Below are 20,199 nucleotides of genomic sequence, written 5' to 3'. Positions count from 1 at the left end.
TATATTTAGCAGAAACAACATGATCAAGACATACATCAAAATCGCGTGGCGGAATTTGTTAAAAAACAAAGCTTTTTCGGCAATTAATATTCTCGGTTTGGCTATTGGTATGGCAGGTGCTTTACTTATCGCACTGTGGTTACAGAACATGTTAGGCATGGACCGGTTCCATGAGAAAAGTGACCGTCTTTATATTATTAGTAATCGGGATGAATTTCAGGGTGAAAAATCAGCATGGGCATACACCCCCAAGATAATGGCCCCATCAATGGCAAATGATTTCCCGGATATTGAAGCATTTACACGATATGATGAAGGCAATCAATTCTTGACCACATTCGGTGACAAAAAAATAATTGCGAAGACAGTGTTTGTCGATCCCGGATTTTTTAACATGTTTTCATTACCCCTCGTCAAAGGATCCAATAATATTCAGTTTGACAGTCCTAAAGGTCTTGTTCTCACAGAAAGTTATGCTAAAGCTTTATTTGGAGATGAAGAACCCATTGGAAAATCAGTGAAAATCGATTCTGTCAACCAAGTCACCGTACAGGCGGTACTCAAAGATTTACCCAGCAATTCAAGTTTCAAGTTTGACATACTGCTTCCTTTTGCATATGCGAAAACAATCGGTTACGTTGATGACAATTGGGGTAATAATTCGATAAGCACTTATATTTTATTAAAAAAAGGAAGCTCGCTTTCAGATTTCAATACCAAGATCAGGACATATTCGAGAGATCATATTAACACAGTCAACAGAGCCGAAGGTAACCAATCTGCAAAGTATACCGGAGAGATTTTCGCATTTCCTTTCAAGGACTCTTTCCTTTATAATAGCGGAAAAGGAGGTAATTACACTTCCGGACGTATTGATATTGTCAGGCTCTTTGTATGGATCGGTATTTTTATTTTGTTGGTTGCCAGCATCAATTTTATGAACTTAAGCACTGCCCGTTCAGAGCGTCGTGCGAAGGAAGTAGGGGTACGAAAGGTAGTTGGTGCAAATAAAATGGGATTAATAATTCAATTTCTGACGGAAAGCATACTGATTAGTATGATCGGAATGATACTAGCCACAGTGCTTGTTTTTATTGTACTACCTTTCTTTAATGAACTCGTCGGAAAGCAGCTCAACTTATCCTTATTAAACTTGTGGACTTGGTTATTTCTGATCGGATTTGCGGTATTCACTGGAATACTTGCAGGCATTTATCCTGCTTTTTTCCTTTCCTCTTTTCAACCTATCAAGACATTAAAAGGTAAATTTATTTCCAAAACCAAAGGACTTAGCGTTCGTTCGATCTTGGTCGTAATTCAATTTAGTCTAGCCATTGTATTAATTATCGCTACGGTAGTGGTTACCAAACAAATTCAATACACAAAACAACGCGAACGCGGCTATAATGAAAACGGTTTATTATATTCCAGTCTCAAAGGAGATTTGGAAAAAAATTATAAACTCCTGCGGGATGAATTGTTAGCTAGCAATGCGGTTGTTTCCGTATCAAAAAATATGTCCCCTATTACAGATATGTACAGCAATGGTTGGGGATTCACATCCGGTACACCAACCGAAGAAGACAAACGAATTTCTTACAACCGTTTTAGTACCGATGCTGATGCTGTAAAAAACCTTGGTCTTACCCTCATCCAAGGTCGCGATATCGATATCTATAAATTTGCGACCGATAGTACCGCTTTGATTTTAAATGAATCTGCAGTAAAAAGCCTGCATCTTAAAAACCCGATAAACAGCATTGTAGATGGCGACGGCACAAAATGGACCGTTGTCGGCGTCGTGAAAGATTTTATAATGGGCTCTCCATTTGGTGATAATACACCGATGGTTATCTTAGGACCACAGGCCTGGTTTACCACGATTCATTATCGTTTGAATACGAATCGCGGCATTGCAGATAATTTGAAAACAATTGAATCAATCTTTAAAAAATTCAATCCGGACTATCCTTTTGAATACCAGTTTATCGACAAAACTTATGAGCAGAAATTTAAAGAAACAAAAGCAATCGGCACGCTTTCTATGGTATTCGCAGGATTGACCATCTTTATTTCCTGTCTCGGTCTTCTCGCATTGATTGCATATATGGCCGAAACCCGGATGAAAGAAATTGCCGTGCGCAAAGTGCTCGGCGCAAGTGTTGCACAAGTAACCTCTTTGCTGTCCGTGGACTTTATTAAATTGGTGATAATTGCTATTCTGATTGCTTCACCAATCGCCTGGTGGGCCATGGACAAATGGTTGCAGGATTACAGTTACCGTATCCAGATCCAATGGCATTACTTTGTTATTGCAGGATTAATGGCAATATTAATCAGCATGGCAACCATAAGTTATCAAGCCATTAAAGCAGCGCTTAGCAATCCGGTGGATAGTTTAAGGGACGAATAAAATAAATATTACTAACCAACACAACCCGATTATGATAAAGAATAATCTAAAAATAGCGTGGCGGAATCTAAGAAGAAATTCTTCCACCTCGATCATTAATATCACTGGGTTAGCCTTGGGTATTGCAATCTGTTTGCTGATAAGCCTATATGTTGCTGATGAGTTCAGTTTTGACCGTTTCAATACAAATGCGGATCGAATTGTACGTGTGGTCTTCCGCGGTACGGTAAAAGGGGGAACGATGAATGAGGCTCATGTCATGCCACCGGTGGCGGCAACAATGAAAGCTGAACTAACCGAAGTACAGGAGACAGCACGTTTGAGACAAGGTGGGGCTCCCTTATTTTTGGTTGGTGATAAGATTTTTCGTGATGAACAGATGGCCTATGTTGATGCCTCTTTCTTTAAAATATTTACCCTGCCTCTTATCAAAGGTGATGCTAATACAGCAGTGAAGATGCCTTATACTGCGGTCATATCTGAATCCATGGCACGCAAATATTTTGGAACGACAGATGTCGTAGGTAGGGATCTCACCATAAAAGGCGACCAAAATAGGCTAAAAATTACCGGAGTAATGAAGGATATCCCCAGCAATTCGCACTTCCATTTTGATATTTTCACCTCAATGACGGCGCTGGAGGACTCCCGTTCAAACTCCTGGATGACATCCGAATATTATACCTATGCACTGCTTGCAGAAAATACCTCATTAAAAAATCTGGAAAAAAACTTAGTGACCCTATTTGACAAACATGTCGGTGCTCAATTTATGGCCGGATTCGGAATGAGTTACGAGGATTACAAAAAATCAGGCAATACAATAGGTCTCTATTTGCAGCCCCTGACCGATATCCACTTGCATTCCAATTTTGGCTACGATCTCAGTCCATCGGGTGATATCCGATATATTTATATTTTTAGTGCCATAGCATTGTTTATGTTATTGATTGCGACGATCAATTTTATGAACTTATCTACAGCCAGTGGTTTCCGTAGAAGTCGGGAAGTAGGTGTACGGAAAGTACTCGGCGCCGACAGGCAAAGCCTGATCCGTCAGTTCCTCTTCGAAGGCATTCTGCTGACCTATCTAGCTTTGTTTCTGGCAGTCGGCATTGTTTTACTGGCCCTTCCCCTATTTAATCAATTATCGGGTAAGTCCATTGCCATTCAACAGCTCGATTTTGCCCGCATAATCCCCCTCCTGCTCGCATTCGGATTATTGGTCGGTCTATTTTCGAGTACTTATTCGGCTCTATATCTAGCTGCTTTCAATCCCTTGACCGTATTAAAAGGGCGTTTGTTGCGATCTACAAAACGATTCAATCTCAGGAGCAGCCTTGTGGTCTTTCAGTTTATGATTTCCGTGGGACTCATTTTCTGCACCGTGGTTGTCATCCAACAGCTCGATTATATGCGGAATATCAAATTAGGCTATGAAAAGGAAAATGTTATTGTGATCCAGAGCTGGCCCTTGGGCAAAAATGAAAAAACTTACGTCAAGCTGCTATCCGAAGATAGCCGTGTAAAACATATCTCCCGCTCATCGTACCTGCCCGCTGGTGAAACTAACAACAATAACTTCTTTGTCTATCCGGACGGAAATACGGAAAAATGGGTCAAAACACTGCGTTATGACATAGATGAGGAATATATTGCTGCGATGGGTATGCAGCTTAACGAGGGGCGAAATTTTTCGAAAGCTTTTGGGAACGATACCTTATCCATTATCGTGAATGAAACCGCAGCAAAAGATCTGGGCTGGAAAGGGAAAAGCCTTGGCCATACATTGACCAATAAGGATAACAAAACCTATCGTGTTGTGGGTGTCGTCAAAGATTTCCACTTTAAATCGCTGCACGAACCCATTTCACCATTGGTTATGGTACTGAGCGATCAAGCTGGGAGTCTGATTGTCAAAACACAGACAAAAGATACCGAGGCCCTGATTAAAAAATTGAAAGCTGTCTACGACTCGTTCCCTTCCGATATTCCATTCAACTATTCTTTCCTCGATGATCGCTATGCCCAGACCTATCAGGCCGAAGTCAAAACAGGAAAATTGTTAAGCATATTCGCCGGACTGACGATTTTCGTCGCCTGTCTGGGTTTATTTGGATTAGCTATTTTTACGGCAAATCAGCGCCGGAAAGAAATAGGTATACGTAAAGTCATCGGCGCCTCTGTTCCCGGTATTACAGGGATGCTTTCAGCAGAATTTATCAAACTTGTCCTGATCGCCATCGTGATTTCTTCACCGATAGCCTGGTGGGCGATGTACAAATGGCTGGAAAATTTTGCTTACCGCATTGAAATGCAATGGTGGATGTTTGCCGTTGCAGGACTAATCGCTGTATTGATCGCACTGCTGACAGTTAGTTCGCAAGCCATCAAGGCGGCTGTGGCAAATCCGGTTGACAGTCTGCGGGAGGAATAATCTCCTATACGACAAAAACAATGATATTGTAAACGCAACACAATAAAATTATGATTAAAATATATTTCAGATCAGCGCTACGACAACTATTGAAACATAGCTACTATACCTTTTTAACAATTGCCGGTTTAGGTCTGGCAATTGCATGTAGTTTATTTATCTATAGCTATAATAGCTTCCAATATAGTTTTGATCGGTTTCATACCAATAAAGATCGTACCTTTTTAGTCGTACAGGATCTGAAACTAGAGCAGGTTGAGCATAGCAAAGGTGGATCCTATGCCATGTACAATGCTATTTCACGTGAAATTCCACAAGTGGAACGAACAGCATTGTATATGGATAATAAAGACCTTACGCTCCGGATAGCAGATCAGTTGTATAAAACGGAGGGCAAAGCCGCTTTTGTTTCATCGGAATATTTCAACACCTTAAATTTCCCCTGGTTAGCGGGATCCCCAAAAGATCTGGATCAGCCCAATACCGTCGCGTTGACCAAAACAATGGCCAAAACTTATTTTAATAACGATAACCCCTTGGGCAAAACGATCTTGGTCGACAGCAAATTTCCAGTGAAAGTTGTGGGTATCATAGATGACCGTAACAAAAATTCAGACTTCCGTTCAGAAATCTATTTTTCGCAAAGTTCTGTTTCTACTTTATGGCAAATCCCTCAAAACGACGGGTTCTTTAATAATTGGGGCTACTCCAACTCAAGCAATAATATCCTTGTCACCTTAAAAAACGCCGCCGATAAAAATACCGTCGAGCAAGCCATACATGCGTTGGTTGCCAAGTACTGGCACAAAGATGTACTACAGACATTCAGTTATAAACTCCTGCCCTTAACAAGTTACCATTTTGACACAGATTACGGAAAGGGAACACAACGTACACTTTTGAGTATCCTGGTCGCAATTGCCATCGGAGTCAGTATCATGGCATTGGTCAATTACAGCAACATCACCTTTGCCAGACAAATGAACCGCAGTGTAGAAATGGGCGTGAGAAAGGTACTGGGCTGTTCCAAAAGGCAACTCTACATTCAGTTTCTGATCGAAACCCTGATCCTGACCGCTGCTGCTATTATCTTCGCCTTAGTTTTATTGCTGATCTTTTCCAATTGGGCAAACCAGGCTCTTTTTCCACATGAACCTGTACAGATTGTCCATCCTCAGTCATTTATAGCTATCATTGGTATCATCTGGATCTTAACGAGCCTGTTGACCTCCATCTATCCCCTCATTTTTGTCAACAAGATGGACATCCAGCAGGCATTGAAAAAGCTGACCATAGGCCCCTGGAACTTTAGCCGCAAAACGCTTATTGTTTTTCAGAATGTGATCGCCATGACGCTGCTGATCGCCACTTTCGTTATTGTCTTACAGGTAAATCACCTCAAAAACACAGATATTGGATTCAGTAGGGAGCAGGTTATCCTGCTTCCGTTCACAAAAAAAATGATCCAATCAAAAGCGAAAATCGCTCATTTCATCAGCAATAGAACCGATGTTCAATCGTACACTTTTAGCGATAATCCACCTTCATCTGAAAAGGTATGGGGCGGAACCATCCAGTTTGACAATAGAACAGAATGGGAAAAATGGCCTGCCCGATACGCTATCGGGGATTCTGCTTATATCAGCACTTTTAACATCAAATTATTGGTAGGAAAAAATTTCAACGACAATCCCCAGAAACCTGAATTTCTGATCAATCAAAATATGGCTACCGCATTGGGCTATAAAGATCCTAATGATATTATCGGCAAGTCTTTAAACGCCGGTGGGCTGAACGAAGAGCAAGTAGGAACAATTGTAGGAGTTGTTGCGGACTTTAGCACCAATTCGCTGAACGAGCCCATCTCCCCTACCGTAATTGGGTATAATGAAACGCGGTTAAAAAATGTAGCGATTAAACTGAAGGGTACCGATCACCAACTGCTCGTGAAAGACCTGGAACAGCAATGGAAAAATTGGTATCCCGATGAAGTGTTCCAATACAAATTCTATGATCAGCAGATTGCTCAGCTCTACAAGAAAGAAGCATTACTGGAAAAACTGATCTGGATCGCCGCTATCGTAGCGATAAGCATCAGTATGCTCGGTTTTCTGGGGCTGCTCTCCATTAACATCCTGAAACGGACAAAAGAAATCGGAATCCGAAAAGTGTTAGGTTCTTCGGTAACAGGTATTATTGTATTGTTGTCACAAGATTTCTTTAAATGGATAACAATTGCTTTTTTACTTGCTACACCACTTGCGTATTATCTTATGAACCGCTGGCTGGACAATTTCCCTTTTCGGATCAGTATGGGCTGGTGGATCTTTGCATCCGCTTTCTGTGTTGGACTTATGTTAACGATTGCCGTGGTATCCCTCCAAGCAATAAAAGCGGCCACAGCCAATCCTGTTGATAGTTTACGGGACGAATAGGAAAGGAAGCTGTCAACAAATTACAGCGAAAATGCTGGGATTTGAATATACACTCCTTTCCGATGCTCCGTATTCGAATAAGGTTTGTCTAAAGTACATAACTACTGATGATATCACTATAATTTGGAGTCGGGTCTATTCCGATATAGGAGACCCTAAATTCATATTCACGAAAGGACTCCAACCCATCGATAATACAGCTGCTTTTAGAACAGAGCTGTGTGCTCCAGTCTACATTTTGACCTTTGATGCGGAATTGATACTGATACATGCGTGCCCCCCGCCATCGCTGTGTTTTTAGCTTCACGCGCCCACTACCCACCTCTTCGGGACGGGCGATTAGTCGCTCCACTTTGGGAACCACTCCTCCATAAGACGTTTTGGATTTTCTGACAGCATAACCGGCAGCTAAAATAATCGTCGGATCAGCATTAGCGATCGTATCTACATATTTAGCCAGTTCTTTCAGTACGTACGCCAGTTCAGCTCTTTTTTGATTACGGATCAGTATAGCACGTGTGTCGCGATAATAGGCTTCCGTTGCGGCATTCCGGAATGCAACGAGCGCTTCCTCCAAAATTGACAATGCGGGTACAGGGGCTGCAAACAGTTCGGTTTCAGCAGCCATTTTGCTCAACACCTGTTCCGCCACCTGCATTAACCCGGCATCTTTATGCCCTCTTTCATTAAGTGTAACTTGACTCATCTTTTTTAAAATTAAATGTTTCAGATAAAATTATTTCCATAAGCAAATATACAGTCAAGAGGCTCGGAGACAGGGGGTAAAATTGTCCCAAAATGCAGGAAGTACAAAAAAGGTTTTGGGACAATTTTACCCCTTATTTTAGTTGATTTCGAACAGCAATCTGTAGTAAATATTGCGTTATGGACCGATAAACATCCTTTTCCGAAATAGAAAGATCCTGTATCAGCCGCCCTAGGATTATTTGAAAAATCAAAAAACATATTATATTTTGAAAAATACACTTGAAACTGCGCAAAATCTTGACCCGAAAAAACAGAAAGCAATTGAGTGGCTGGTGATTACATATTGGGTATTCAATTTTTCAATGGAGCGGAAGCTGAATGCGATGAAGATACTGTGTTTCGCTAATTAAACAAATAGCATATTCAAATAGCGTTTCTGCAAATCCAATAAGCGATCGGCGCTTCCAAATTAGGCATAGCACAAATCAAATTGAGAGAACCGAACATTTCGTTTACCTATTCCTCTTCCTAATGAGCAAGGTCACTTTTCAAATTGAGGACTGGAAATAACACACTGGTAAAAAGATTTTTCACGATTGAAAATTACAGTGTCTAATCTATAAAATGAAACTGTTCATCCGATACCGCCGATCGCTTCTCTGCTATTGAATTTTTCCAATGAGTTTTTCCTGTTCACCTATTTTATTATTTGTTATTCGTCCAGAAAATCAACGCTATCAAGGTGTTCACCGCTGTACAATGACTGTCCGAAATCGAACAGTCCCTTCAACCGGAAGCATATTAATACATTCACTCACAACAACATACCTATTTGGCTAAGGATTTGTATTAGGATACAAAAACTAGCGAAAACCGAAGCTGGCATCCGGTCTGTATGCGGTGACGGAAATAACCCTTATACAAGTGACAATGACTTTTACAAACTTCAAGATTGCCTGGCGGAATATTCGAAAGAAAAAAATTCAAAACCTGATCAACCTGATCGGATTGACTCTTGGCATTACCTTTTTACTGCTGGTCGGGGCCTATATGTGGGATGTTCATCGGGTAAATAGTAAAATCAAAAATATAGATCAGCAATTTTTATTACAGAGCAAGTATAAGAAGGAAGGTTTTGGAATCAATTTGACCACGATTGGAGCACTACCCAAAGCCCTCTATGAAGACTATCCGGATTTGGTGGCCAACTATTATCGTATCGATGGATTGACAGGTATTATCGCCAATGGTGCTACGATCCATGAAGAAGGAATGGCACTCGGAGATCCTAGCCTTTTGACCATGTTTGGCTTTGAGCTTTTAGCAGGCAATCCCAAGACCGCGCTGAACAATCCCTTTTCTGTAGTGATCACTGACCGGGCCGCCTTAAAATATTTTGGAAACATAAATGTTCTGGGAAAAACCTTGCAGATTAAAAATTTCAAAGGCGAAAAACATGATTTTGAAATTACTGCCGTTATAAAAACTACCGTACAAAATGCGGTCATGGATCTAACAAAGGATATGCATTCCGATATCTTCCTGCCCATTGCCAACGAACAATACTTCGGCAGATCCGTGGATAACTGGAATAATCCTTACATTGCAGGTTACCTCGAATTGAAAGCCGGGGTGACGACACAACAACTGGATGCGGCGATTCAAACGCTGGTGCATAAAAACACCGATCAGGAATTCGCCAGCCAATACAGCCCCGACCTAAAGCCGTTGAAAAGCTATTATCTAGATGATAATCAAGGCGCTGTCCGCAAGATGATTCAGACGTTAATCTGGATAGCCATTTTTATCCTGGTCATGGCCATCATCAACTTTATCAATTTTAGTATTGCACAGCATATTACACGATTGAAGGAAATCGGTGTGCGCAAGATTATGGGTTCTTCCAGATTACAATTGGTAAGGCAATTGCTGACAGAGTATATTCTTATCGTAACTATTGCAGCCTTGATCAGTCTACCCATGTATTGCATGGTACGCCCTTTGTTTGCACATGTGCTGATGCGCGAGCTGCCGTCTCTGATCAATTTACCGGGGTATTTTTTTGGTTTATTAGGCCTGTTGACTATAATGGTTGGTATGCTGGCGGGACTATATCCGGCAATTAAACTGTCCAATATCAAGATACTTCCCTCGGTAAAAAATCAGTTCTCCGCATTGGGTGACAAGCAATTGATTCGAAAAGTGCTATTGTTCTTTCAGTTTGCCGTTGCCCTGCTCCTCCTGGTCTGTACCCTGATTATCTCCAAACAGGTCAATCTATTCATAAACAGCAATTTAGGATACAACAAGGATTATCTATTGACGGTACAGGCACCAAGGGACTGGTCCGAAAATGGTATCCGGAAAATGGAGACCATCCGGCATGAGCTGCTGCAGGAATCAGCGGTTAAGTCCGTGAGCCTTTCCTATGAGACCCCCGGGCTATTAGGCTTCAATATGCAACCGGCTTTTGGCAATAACAACGACACGGACGTACAGGTACAACGCATTACCAGTGACGGTTATTTTCTGGAAACCTATGAAATCCCCTTATTGGCGGGTTCCTTTTTACCGAAAAATGCGGTGACCGGTACCACTAATCGACCCGTTGTTATCAACAAAAAAGCCATGGAAGATTTTGGTTTCAGTGATGCTCAAAGTACGATCGGTCAGCAGATCGCACTAAATGATCCAAAAGATAAGATGACCATTGTAGGGGTTACCGACAACTTTGTCGCAAATTCTCTCCATCAGGCATCTCCGGCGATCGCCTGGACAGATATCCGTGAAAGTTTCCAATACCGATACCTAAGTATCCGTTTAAAACCGGGTCAACTGTCCAGCGCCGTGCAAGGACTGGAAAAGAAATGGAAACAATTGATGCCGGATGCGCCATTTAAATATCAATTCATCGATGACCGCATTAAAGGTTTATACGAAACGGAACTGCAACTGCACCGGGCAGCACAGATCGCGAGCGCGGTTTCACTTTTGATCGTCGTGTTGGGATTAACCGGTCTGATCTCCCTATCGATTCATCTCCGTAACAAGGAAGTAGGTATCCGCAAAGTGCTGGGCGCCTCCTTAGCACATTTGATGCTGTTATTTTCGAAGGAGTACTATGGCATATTTTTGTTGGCGATTTTGGTAACAGTCCCATCAAGCTATATGCTGATGCAACACTGGCTACAGAACTATATCATCCGAATAGAAATCAATGCATTCACCTACCTGTTGCCACTGGGCATACTGCTGAGCATGCTGGGTCTGCTGGTGGGCTTCATCGTATTTCGGGCCACCCGGTTTAATCCGGTCGAAAAATTAAGGGATGAATAATATCAGAAACTAATCCATATAAACAGTATGATAAAGAACCATCTTAAAACCGCCTGGCGGACATTGACACACAATCGAATCTATTCGCTATCAAACCTCGTTGGGTTAACCATTGCTTTGTTCGTATTTATGTTGATCAGTTCACTTGTCGTTGATGAGCTTTCTTACGACAGACAATGGAGCAACTCCAATGAGCTTTACCGAATGCGAATAGTGCCCAAAGAAACAAAGGAAGGTGTCACAAACAATATTTCAGGAGCTCCCGAAGGTATCTCGGCCACATTAAAAGCTAATTTTCCGGAAGTACTTGGTTATACTTCAATCAATTCATTTTCAACAAAATTAACCATAAACAAGCGCTCGAAGCAACTAGCCGAAATCAATACGCTGGAAATTGACAGTGGTTTTTTCAATCTTTTTGACGCAAAAATAATCGCTGGAAATCCGAAACAAGTCATTGCCGGAGCAAAAAATATCACATTGACAGCCTCCGCTGTACAAAAACACTTCGGTGGAAAAGACGTGCTCGGCAGCACATTCTACAATAAGCCGCAAGAAGGGGAGCCCGAAGCTTATTATGTCAATGCCATTATTGAGGATATGCCCCATAATTCTTCCTTTCAGGCAGAAGCCCTCGTGCTGATGCCTAAGGTCAATGAATTCAATCCGGCAGAGACTGGTTCATTGCAAACACAGCTTCTATTGCTCAAAAGCACAACTGACATTAACAGCTTTTCAACTAAAATAAACAAATGGTACAATGCACAGAAACTGAATGACTGGGCGAAAGGACACAATCTTATCATTGAGCCCATCAAAGACATACACTTACTAAGTATTACAGGATGGGAGAATCCGATGCAGGATATTTATCTGCTGGCTGGAATAGCGCTCTTGATCCTTGTATTGGTCAGTATCAATTACATCAACCTGAGCTTTGCCCATGCCTTAAAACGCACACAGCAGATAGGAATCCGCAAAATATTGGGTGCAAGCCGAAAGAATCTGATTATGCAAATGGGCCTGGAGAGTACCATACTCTTTGCCGGCTCTTTTCTGATTGCATTTTTTGGTTATGTGCTTATCAGCCCGGCATTTGAACATTATTTAGAACATCCTTTGACGATGAGCTACCAGCATTCCTTATTGATGTTTGTTGGATTATTATCCATCTGGATCCTTCTGGGCTGGCTGTGCAGCTTACCTACGGCATTGTCTCTATCAAAAACGCAGCCATCATTGGAACTTCGGAGGCAGCTTTCTTTCTTCAGACTTCCGCTCAATATGGCATTTACCAAAGTACTGGTTGTTATCCAGTTTGCCATTGCCATTGTCGTAGCGATCTGTATGATGTCCATGCGGGCGCAATTGAATTACCTGTACAGCAAAGATCTTGGCTACGAACCTAAAAATCTTTTGGCCATCAACTATACCTCCTGGGAAGGAAAGGATCAGGCTTTCAAACAGGAGCTATTAAAAAATTCATACATCTCATCGGTCAGCCTCACAGGCTGGACTCCCTTTAGTGGGAGCGTGGATTTTAAAACAGTAAAAGACCCCGATAATCCGAACGAAGATCTCGCTGTTGTATTTGTTTATGCGGACTATGATTACATCAAAACAATGGGCATAAAGCTTCTTGACGGCCGGCCTTTGAGTGCGGACTATGCAATGGACAGACCATTTACGGATTCGGTACACAATGGACAACCGGTCTTTACAAACATGCTCATTTCCGAAGGCACCGCCCAGCGGCTATCTTTAAAACTCAATAGGAGCAACGAGCCTCTAAAAAATACACCGGTGGGCGTATTTAAAGAGTTTAACGGGGCAAGTTTAAAGTTTCCGATCGGCCCTTTTGCGATTAAGGCACAAAAGGAATGGGAAGGCGGCTGCATGCTTATCCGCGTAGAAGAAGGCAAGAAAAAGGAAGCTTTAGCCTTGGTAAACAGTACCTGGAACAAATTTTTCCCTAACCGGATCGCGCAGATCAACTGGCAGGAAGATCAGGTACAGCATCAATATAACAAAGAGAAAAAACAGTACCAGCAATTGGCACTTTTTACGGGGGCCAGTATGCTGATTGCTATTTTAGGGATCGTAGCCATTGCCATTTATACGCTAGAACGACGGGTAAAAGAAATCGGTATCCGTAAAGTATTGGGGGCTTCAATAAATACGATCACCTATATGATTTCCAGATCCTTTATCGTGCTCCTGCTGATCGCTATTCTAATTGCTTTTCCCACAGCATGGTGGTTTACGCACAAATGGTTGGAAAATTTCTACTACCATATTGATGTTCCGATTGCCCTATTTGTTTTCACTGGATTGTTTATCGGTTTGACAACTTTAGCGATTATTGCTGTCCGGATATTCCGGACAGCCCGCATCAATCCCGTCAATAGTTTACGGGACGAATAAGAGAAAATAAGCCTTAGGTTATCGAAGCCAAAAAGTGTATCTATTATTAACCTATTGGGAATGGAAGTTTATAATTGGTGTACCTACGGCTTAGGATCTTTGTAGCAATTTTTAGCTGTTCGATGTGAACAGCTAAAAATTGCCTATTTCTTTTCAGTCGATTCCGCGTGAGCCGCTAAAACATAGGCAAACCCATATGGAGATTCTTTCCGAACAATTTTGCGTTCGCCATACAGACTGAGCAGATCATCGAGCACCTTCATCAGATTTTTAGGTCGTACATAGCTCTCCAACTTCTCGCAACATAACTTATGCACCTCGTCAGGTTGTTTTTCCTCGTTAAAATATCCAGCATCAATTGTCTCCTCCAAAAAAGCCGCTATCTTTTCCACTTCATCCGCTGTAGAACTTTCATAAGGATCAATATCGTGACGGATGTCTATTAATTTAAATTCGGTTACTCGCTGATCTTGCTCCTCATCAACTTTATATAGCTGGTAAATAACCCGGTCAGCCAATTTTGTCATATGCAATTCGTATCTTTTCTCCGCTGACGATATTTTAACACCCATATGCACCATAGTATCTAGGTTATTTATAGCCAATACATCATTCATGACAAATACATCGTGCATAGAAATTTGCTTAATCCTGAATGTCTCAATTTTAGTCATAAAATCCAATGGCTTACCCATTAAAAAAGAAACTTCCTCAGGCGACAAATGCCGCGAGATACGGTGCAATATCATCCGGTAAAATATCAATATTTCTATCTCTTGACATTTCCTTTTATACACTTTCGTGCTAAGTTTAAATTTATTACTCATAACATTTATATAGATTATCAATACAAAAGAACAGAATATATTCTAAAAACAAAAACATTTGTATAAATAAAAATAACATTGTATATATTTATCTATACAAAAGGACAGATTATTAAAAAAAAGGATGACAAAATTAGGCGAATTTTTAGCGAAGAAATCTGTAAATAAATCTCAGATTGCCCGCAAAACAGGATTAAGTAAGGCAAGGATCAATGAATTAACCATGACCGAAACCGCTAAATTACGTTTGGATGAAATGTACTTGATTGCTCTGGCCATCGACACGGATCCGGCCAAAATGATGCTCGAACTCTGCGCACATCTCGAACTGAAAGAGATAGAAGAATAAGCTGCTTTAACGGAGCCCTTTAACAATATGATCTGTGCGGTATTGGACGAAAAACTGTTCGATATCGTACAGGCATAAAATACACAAACCAGATCAAATAACTAAAAATCAATTACTTAAAAAAATGGCAATACAATTGACTTCAGTCTAATGTCTAGATTGACCGGTCGGTTACGGATCAATTAAGATCTTAAAAATGTATTGTTATGATAGGAAATAGTCTAAAAATCGCTTGGCGAAACATGGCAAAAAATAAACTCTATTCTTTTATAAAGATCGGAGGATTTGCTTTTGGTATCGCAATCTGTATACTCATCGTACTTTACATTAGACATGAGACGAGTTACAACAAGTTTTATCCAGAGATGGACCGCACCTACCGTCTTGTCGTACAGCTTCCGATCGAAGGTAAGCTACAGCGTTGGGTTTCACTTTCTGCTCCGGTAGCACCAACCCTTAAAGCTGAAATTCCTTCCATAGAGCAAACAGGCCGGATACTTCCAAACCCTTTATTTGGCGCCGGAAGTAATCAGCTCTCCCTGAACGATAATCCACAAAGCTTTTATGACGACGGTTTTGTCTATATTGATCAATCTATTCTGGACATGTTTCCGACAGCCATGGTTTCCGGTCGACTTGCCCATGCATTGGATAAACCCAATACACTGGTCATTACGAAAAGCAAAGCGGAAAAATACTTTAAAAATGATCCCATCGGACAGACCATTTACCTGAACAACAACAAGTCCAGACTATATACCATCACTGGTGTGATCGAAGACATGCCTCAAAATTCTACGCTGGCCGGTTATAGCTTCTTTATGTCTCTGGCAGGTGAACCTTTTTATCCCGGCGAACAAAACCAATGGCTCAGCAATAACTATACGGTCTACGTTAAATTAAAACCGCATGTCAATATCGAACAGACAGAAAAGGAAATTTTAAGAAACTATAAAGAGCACTACTTACCTGAATATCAAAAATCGGGACGCAAGCTCAATCCCATATTTGAGCAGGTAAAAATCAACCTACAAAATGCTCTTGATATGCATTTAAAGTCCTCGGATATAGAAGATGATAAAGTGAGTACGCTGAATAGAGGTGATATCCGCATGGTATGGACATTTGCCACCGTGGCGTTGTTTATTCTTCTGATTGCCTGTATTAATTTTATTAACCTGTCAACGGCCAATGCCGCCACAAGAGCCAAAGAAATCGGTATCCGGAAAACAATTGGTTCGACAAGGACATTACTGATCGGGCAATTTTTGCTCGAAGCGATTTGTTATAGTGTATTATCGCTGTTCGTGGGACTATTGCTGAGTTGGGCTTTGTTGCCTATATTCAACAATCTCGCCAACAAGTCCCTGACCATTCCCTGGACATCCCTATACTTTTTTCCTTCGTTATTGCTGACGATAATTTTCATCGGCAGCCTGGCCGGAATCTACCCTGCTTTGTATCTATCCCGATTTAAGCCGATTGCCGCATTGAAAAATAAGAGCACCGGAGCCAAATCTTCATTATTCAGAAATGGTCTTGTCGTCTTTCAGTTTGCCACGTCCATCATCCTTATTGTGAGTGCCCTGGTGACCAATCAACAGATACGCTATATCTTGGAAAAAGATCTGGGTTTCAAAAAGGAGCAGGTGATTGTGCTGCGTGGTATTGGTACATTGGGAAATCAGATCCCAAGTCTTAAAAACGAATTAAAATCCATTCCAAATGTCAGCTCCGTCTCCCTAGGCGATTTTCTCCCTGTCCCCATTGATGGTGCCAAAAGAAATGGAAACCCTTTTTGGAATGAGGGCAGACGGGAGATGGATATGGCCACACAGGGGCAGTTTTGGGAGATTGACCAGGATTATCTTGCTACCTTCGGATTGCAACTGACCAAAGGTAGAAATTTCGATCCCAAAATGGCCACAGACAGCACAGCCGCCATCATCAACCAAAAATTGGCGGATGACCTTGGATTAAAAAATCCCATCGGGGCAAAAATAACCAATGGCAATACTTGGACAGTCGTTGGTGTCGTGGACAATTTTATTTTTGAGTCGCTGAAAGGTAAAGGATTCGCTGGCCTTTGTATGGTATTACGGGGTTATCCATCACTCCTCTCCATTAAAGTTAAACCCGAAAATCTACAGGAGACCCTAAACGGGATCAACACCGTATGGAATAAATTTTCACCTGATCAAAAAATCAATTACAGCTTTTTGGATGAGGGTTTTGCCTCCCTTTATCAAGATGTCGAACGAACCAAGAATATATTCAGCTGTTTTGCAATTGTTGCCATTTTTGTGGCGGCCCTGGGTCTCTTTGGACTGGCCACCTATGTGACACAACAGCGGACAAAAGAAATCGGTGTGCGGAAGGTGCTTGGCGCAAGTACCCTCCGATTGCTGAGACTCCTGTCCGGAGACTTTATAAAATTGGTGTTTGTTGCCATGGTCATTGCCTCACCTGTTGCGTGGTGGGCAATGAACCTATGGCTCAGAGACTTCAACTATAAAATAGATATTAACTGGATGTACTTTATTCTGGCAGGTATGGGTGCTATCCTCATCGCCTTAGGCACCATTAGTTATCAGACCTGGAAAACTATCCGGACCAATCCGGTCGATAGTTTAAGGGATGAATAAAATCCGAAGATCTTAAAAATTGGTGTTTGTTGTCTTGGTCATTGCCTTGCCTGTTGCGTGGTGGGCAATGCACCAATGGCTAAAGGGGAATGAATGTTCGATTGCGAACGAAAACTGTCCGAAATCGAACATCAAAAACGAACAACAACCACCTAACAAACTCATAATAAAACCGTTAAAACACTGGCAAGGGGATTGCATTTTTTATGGCATGGCACAAAATGATTTCAAACTGGCTTGGCGTAAACTCTTAAAAAATAAGGGTTTCGCATTTTTGAATATTATTGGACTGACACTTGGTTTTACCGGTTTTATCCTTTCCTATCAATACATCAATCGGGAAACAAGCTTTGATAAATGGAATCCAAACTATAAGGAAATCTATCAAATTGGTCTGGAAGCCGAAGGAGCTTTTACGGACGAAACCTCTCCTTCCCTGGCTCCGTTGCTAAAACAGAATTTACCAGATATCGTCTATGCCGGCCGAAAAATAGTCTACAATTATGGTAGTTACCCATTATTTGGGGAGAAGACGGTACTTATCAAAAATGCTGCATTAATTGATTCTTCTGCTGCCCGGATCTTTCAGGTAGAAAATGCCAACGGACCACTCTACAAAAACAAGGATCAAAAGGATGCGACCATGGTCAAAAGTCCTATTGCCGAACAACTATTCAAAAAAGAGGACCTAAATTTTGACAGCCCCCATTCGATTCCAACTCAAAGCCTCGCTCTAGGTGTGCAGGAGACGATTTATGGCACCATCAAAGAGCAAGGTCTATCCATAATTGATTACGATCTTCTTGTTATCCGTGAACCACAGGATCTCTTTGCTGAAAATAATCCCTTTTTATACCAGACTTTTATTCAGGTCAGACCGGGTACAGATATCGCTAAGTTGACCGATCAGATCAACACAATCTACCACAAGGAAATCGCACCAAAAGATAAAATACGCTCTTCCGGTTATGCCAAAGGTAAGATCTACTTGGATCCATTGGCCAACCTGCACCTGCGACCAAAAACCGGAAGCAACACCGCCTATCTCATCACATGGATTATCGGTATTCTTTCCCTGTTGATCCTCCTGCTTGCATCCGCCAATTTCGCCAATATGATTATGGCCCAAGCCGATCAACGCCTGAAAGAGCTCGCCCTTAAAAAAATATTGGGAAGTTCGCGTTGGGCCATTGTAAGGCAATTATTACTGGAAGTATTTATACTGACCAGCGCTGCGGCAGTATTGAGTTTCATTTCCTTGGCACTTACCGGCAACATATTACAAAGATGGTTCAATGATGATCTGAGAAGTTATATTTTAAGTTCTGCAACAATTATCCAACTCTGTGTCGCTGTACTATTAACAACGATCCTATCCGCAATATACCCTGCCATCGTTCTTTCAGGTTTCAAATCTGTCAATCTGCTCAAAGGCGGATTATCCGCAATACTAAAAAAAGGAACATTCCGAAATGTCTTATTAACCTTTCAGATCAGCATGGCAATTCTGTTTATTTCAGGTATGCTGGTCATTCGGGGCCAGCTTCAGTACATGCAGCATACAGATAAAGGGTTTGAGCCGGCACAAGTGGTTAATTTCAGGGGAGTGGGCATGTATTACGACTCCAAAAATGATGGTTCTTTCCACCAGTTGAAACGGCGATTAGAAAATGATCCGAGCATTGCGGCAGTGGCTTCCGCAACAAATATCCCGGGAGAAGGGGAACAACCGCCCAAAATGGAGTTCTCCTATGCACAAAAGAATATTTCCTTTGCGCATGTCGGTATCGATCCGGGCTATTTCAAAACATTAAATATCCCCAATCTACAAGGAAATAGCAATCTGTCCATGGATCAGTTGCTCCGTGACTCCCTCTCCAACTATGCGGTCATCAATGAATCTGCCGCTAAAAGTTTGGGGCTTTCAAATCCCATTGGCGCAAAAATCAGTGGCTGTGACGCAAATTTCGAAATCGTCGGCCTTGTCAAAGATAGTAAGGCCTATGGCTTTGAAAATGCTGTTCAACCTACCCTCTATTCGTTTAAAAATGAATGTGGGAGCATGCGCATTCAGACGACACTTATGGTGAAAACAAAACCCGGAATGGTTGATCGGGCAATTGAAACGGTCAAGGAAGAATGGGAGAAAAATACTACTGCCAAGGATTTGCCCTTAGACTATTCCTTTATGGATCAACAATATGCGTTACAGCACCAAAAACAACAGGAACTGCAGATTGCTTTTAATAGTTTCGCAAGCCTTTCGGTTATTATCGCCGCGTTGGGCCTGTTCAGCATGGCCGCTTATCAGGCCGCATTACGCAAGAAAGAAATGAGTATCCGAAAAGTACTCGGTGCCTCGGCACAGCTGCTCTTTGTCCAATTGAATAAACCTTTTTTCAGGCTATTTCTGATCGGTATCGGCATTGCCCTTCCCTTAGCTTATTTACTCATGGACAAATGGCTTTCCAATTTTGCATATCATGTCAATATACAGTGGTGGTCGTTTTTGATTCCGATATTTTGCATATTTATCCTAATATTGATTTCCATTAGCTTCCAGTCGCTGAAAGTCGCCCGGACAAATCCGGTAGATAACCTTCGGGATGAATAGAACAAAGATTA

Annotated in this window: 10 protein-coding genes; 8 read left to right on the top strand and 2 right to left on the bottom strand. The window is 41.6% G+C overall.

Annotated features, from left to right (window positions below; translation table 11 throughout):
• The first annotated feature begins 19 nt into the window (after positions 1-19).
• From B4G94_RS03245 to B4G94_RS03235, 3 genes are read left to right on the top strand one after another with little or no spacing between them, the layout of a single operon-like run.
• On the top strand, positions 20-2,413 hold the full coding sequence (locus B4G94_RS03245) for an ABC transporter permease (RefSeq protein ID WP_286857126.1): 2,394 nt from the start codon (positions 20-22) through the stop codon (positions 2,411-2,413).
• Between the two features lie 31 nt (positions 2,414-2,444).
• The gene (locus B4G94_RS03240) at positions 2,445-4,850 is read left to right on the top strand and encodes an ABC transporter permease (protein WP_286857125.1); all 2,406 of its coding nucleotides are present in this window, start codon (positions 2,445-2,447) and stop codon (positions 4,848-4,850) included.
• A gap of 50 nt (positions 4,851-4,900) precedes the next feature.
• Entirely contained in the window at positions 4,901-7,285 is a 2,385-nt protein-coding gene (locus B4G94_RS03235; RefSeq protein ID WP_286857124.1) for an ABC transporter permease, read from the top strand.
• An 88-nt stretch (positions 7,286-7,373) separates the two neighbouring features.
• Here B4G94_RS03235 and B4G94_RS03230 read toward each other — a convergent pair whose 3' ends face one another.
• The gene (locus tag B4G94_RS03230; RefSeq protein WP_108635874.1) at positions 7,374-7,991 is read right to left on the bottom strand and encodes a hypothetical protein; all 618 of its coding nucleotides are present in this window, start codon (positions 7,989-7,991) and stop codon (positions 7,374-7,376) included.
• A 932-nt stretch (positions 7,992-8,923) separates the two neighbouring features.
• Here B4G94_RS03230 and B4G94_RS03225 point away from each other — a divergent pair.
• Together B4G94_RS03225 and B4G94_RS03220 are read left to right on the top strand one after the other, a co-directional pair.
• A complete protein-coding gene (locus B4G94_RS03225) occupies positions 8,924-11,329 on the top strand; it encodes an ABC transporter permease (RefSeq protein WP_286857122.1) in 2,406 nt (801 codons plus the stop codon).
• Positions 11,330-11,356: 27 nt separating this feature from the next.
• Positions 11,357-13,753, top strand: coding sequence for an ABC transporter permease (locus B4G94_RS03220; protein ID WP_286857120.1), 2,397 nt, complete (start codon positions 11,357-11,359; stop codon positions 13,751-13,753).
• 143 nt (positions 13,754-13,896) lie between these two features.
• Here the strand turns inward: B4G94_RS03220 and B4G94_RS03215 are convergent, their stop codons facing one another.
• Positions 13,897-14,580: a hypothetical protein gene (locus B4G94_RS03215; protein ID WP_286857117.1), complete on the bottom strand. Its 684-nt coding sequence runs from the start codon at positions 14,578-14,580 to the stop codon at positions 13,897-13,899.
• Between the two features lie 124 nt (positions 14,581-14,704).
• Here B4G94_RS03215 and B4G94_RS03210 point away from each other — a divergent pair, with 124 nt between their 5' ends.
• The 3 genes from B4G94_RS03210 (at position 14,705) to B4G94_RS03200 (ending at position 20,188) form a co-directional block, all read left to right on the top strand.
• Positions 14,705-14,929 carry a helix-turn-helix domain-containing protein gene (locus B4G94_RS03210; RefSeq protein ID WP_104384877.1) on the top strand — a complete coding sequence of 75 codons (225 nt, stop codon included), beginning with the start codon at positions 14,705-14,707 and terminating at the stop codon, positions 14,927-14,929.
• A gap of 242 nt (positions 14,930-15,171) precedes the next feature.
• Positions 15,172-17,574, top strand: a complete 2,403-nt coding sequence (locus tag B4G94_RS03205) for an ABC transporter permease (protein ID WP_286857115.1) — start codon at positions 15,172-15,174, stop codon at positions 17,572-17,574.
• 211 nt (positions 17,575-17,785) lie between these two features.
• The gene (locus B4G94_RS03200) at positions 17,786-20,188 is read left to right on the top strand and encodes an ABC transporter permease (protein WP_286857114.1); all 2,403 of its coding nucleotides are present in this window, start codon (positions 17,786-17,788) and stop codon (positions 20,186-20,188) included.
• Positions 20,189-20,199 lie beyond the last annotated feature (11 nt).

Origin of the sequence: Sphingobacterium sp. UBA7625 (assembly GCF_002484085.1) — a bacterium.
In the GTDB taxonomy this organism is placed as follows: Bacteria; Bacteroidota; Bacteroidia; order Sphingobacteriales; family Sphingobacteriaceae; genus Sphingobacterium; species Sphingobacterium athyrii.
This window is presented reverse-complemented; position numbering and strand designations above follow the sequence as displayed.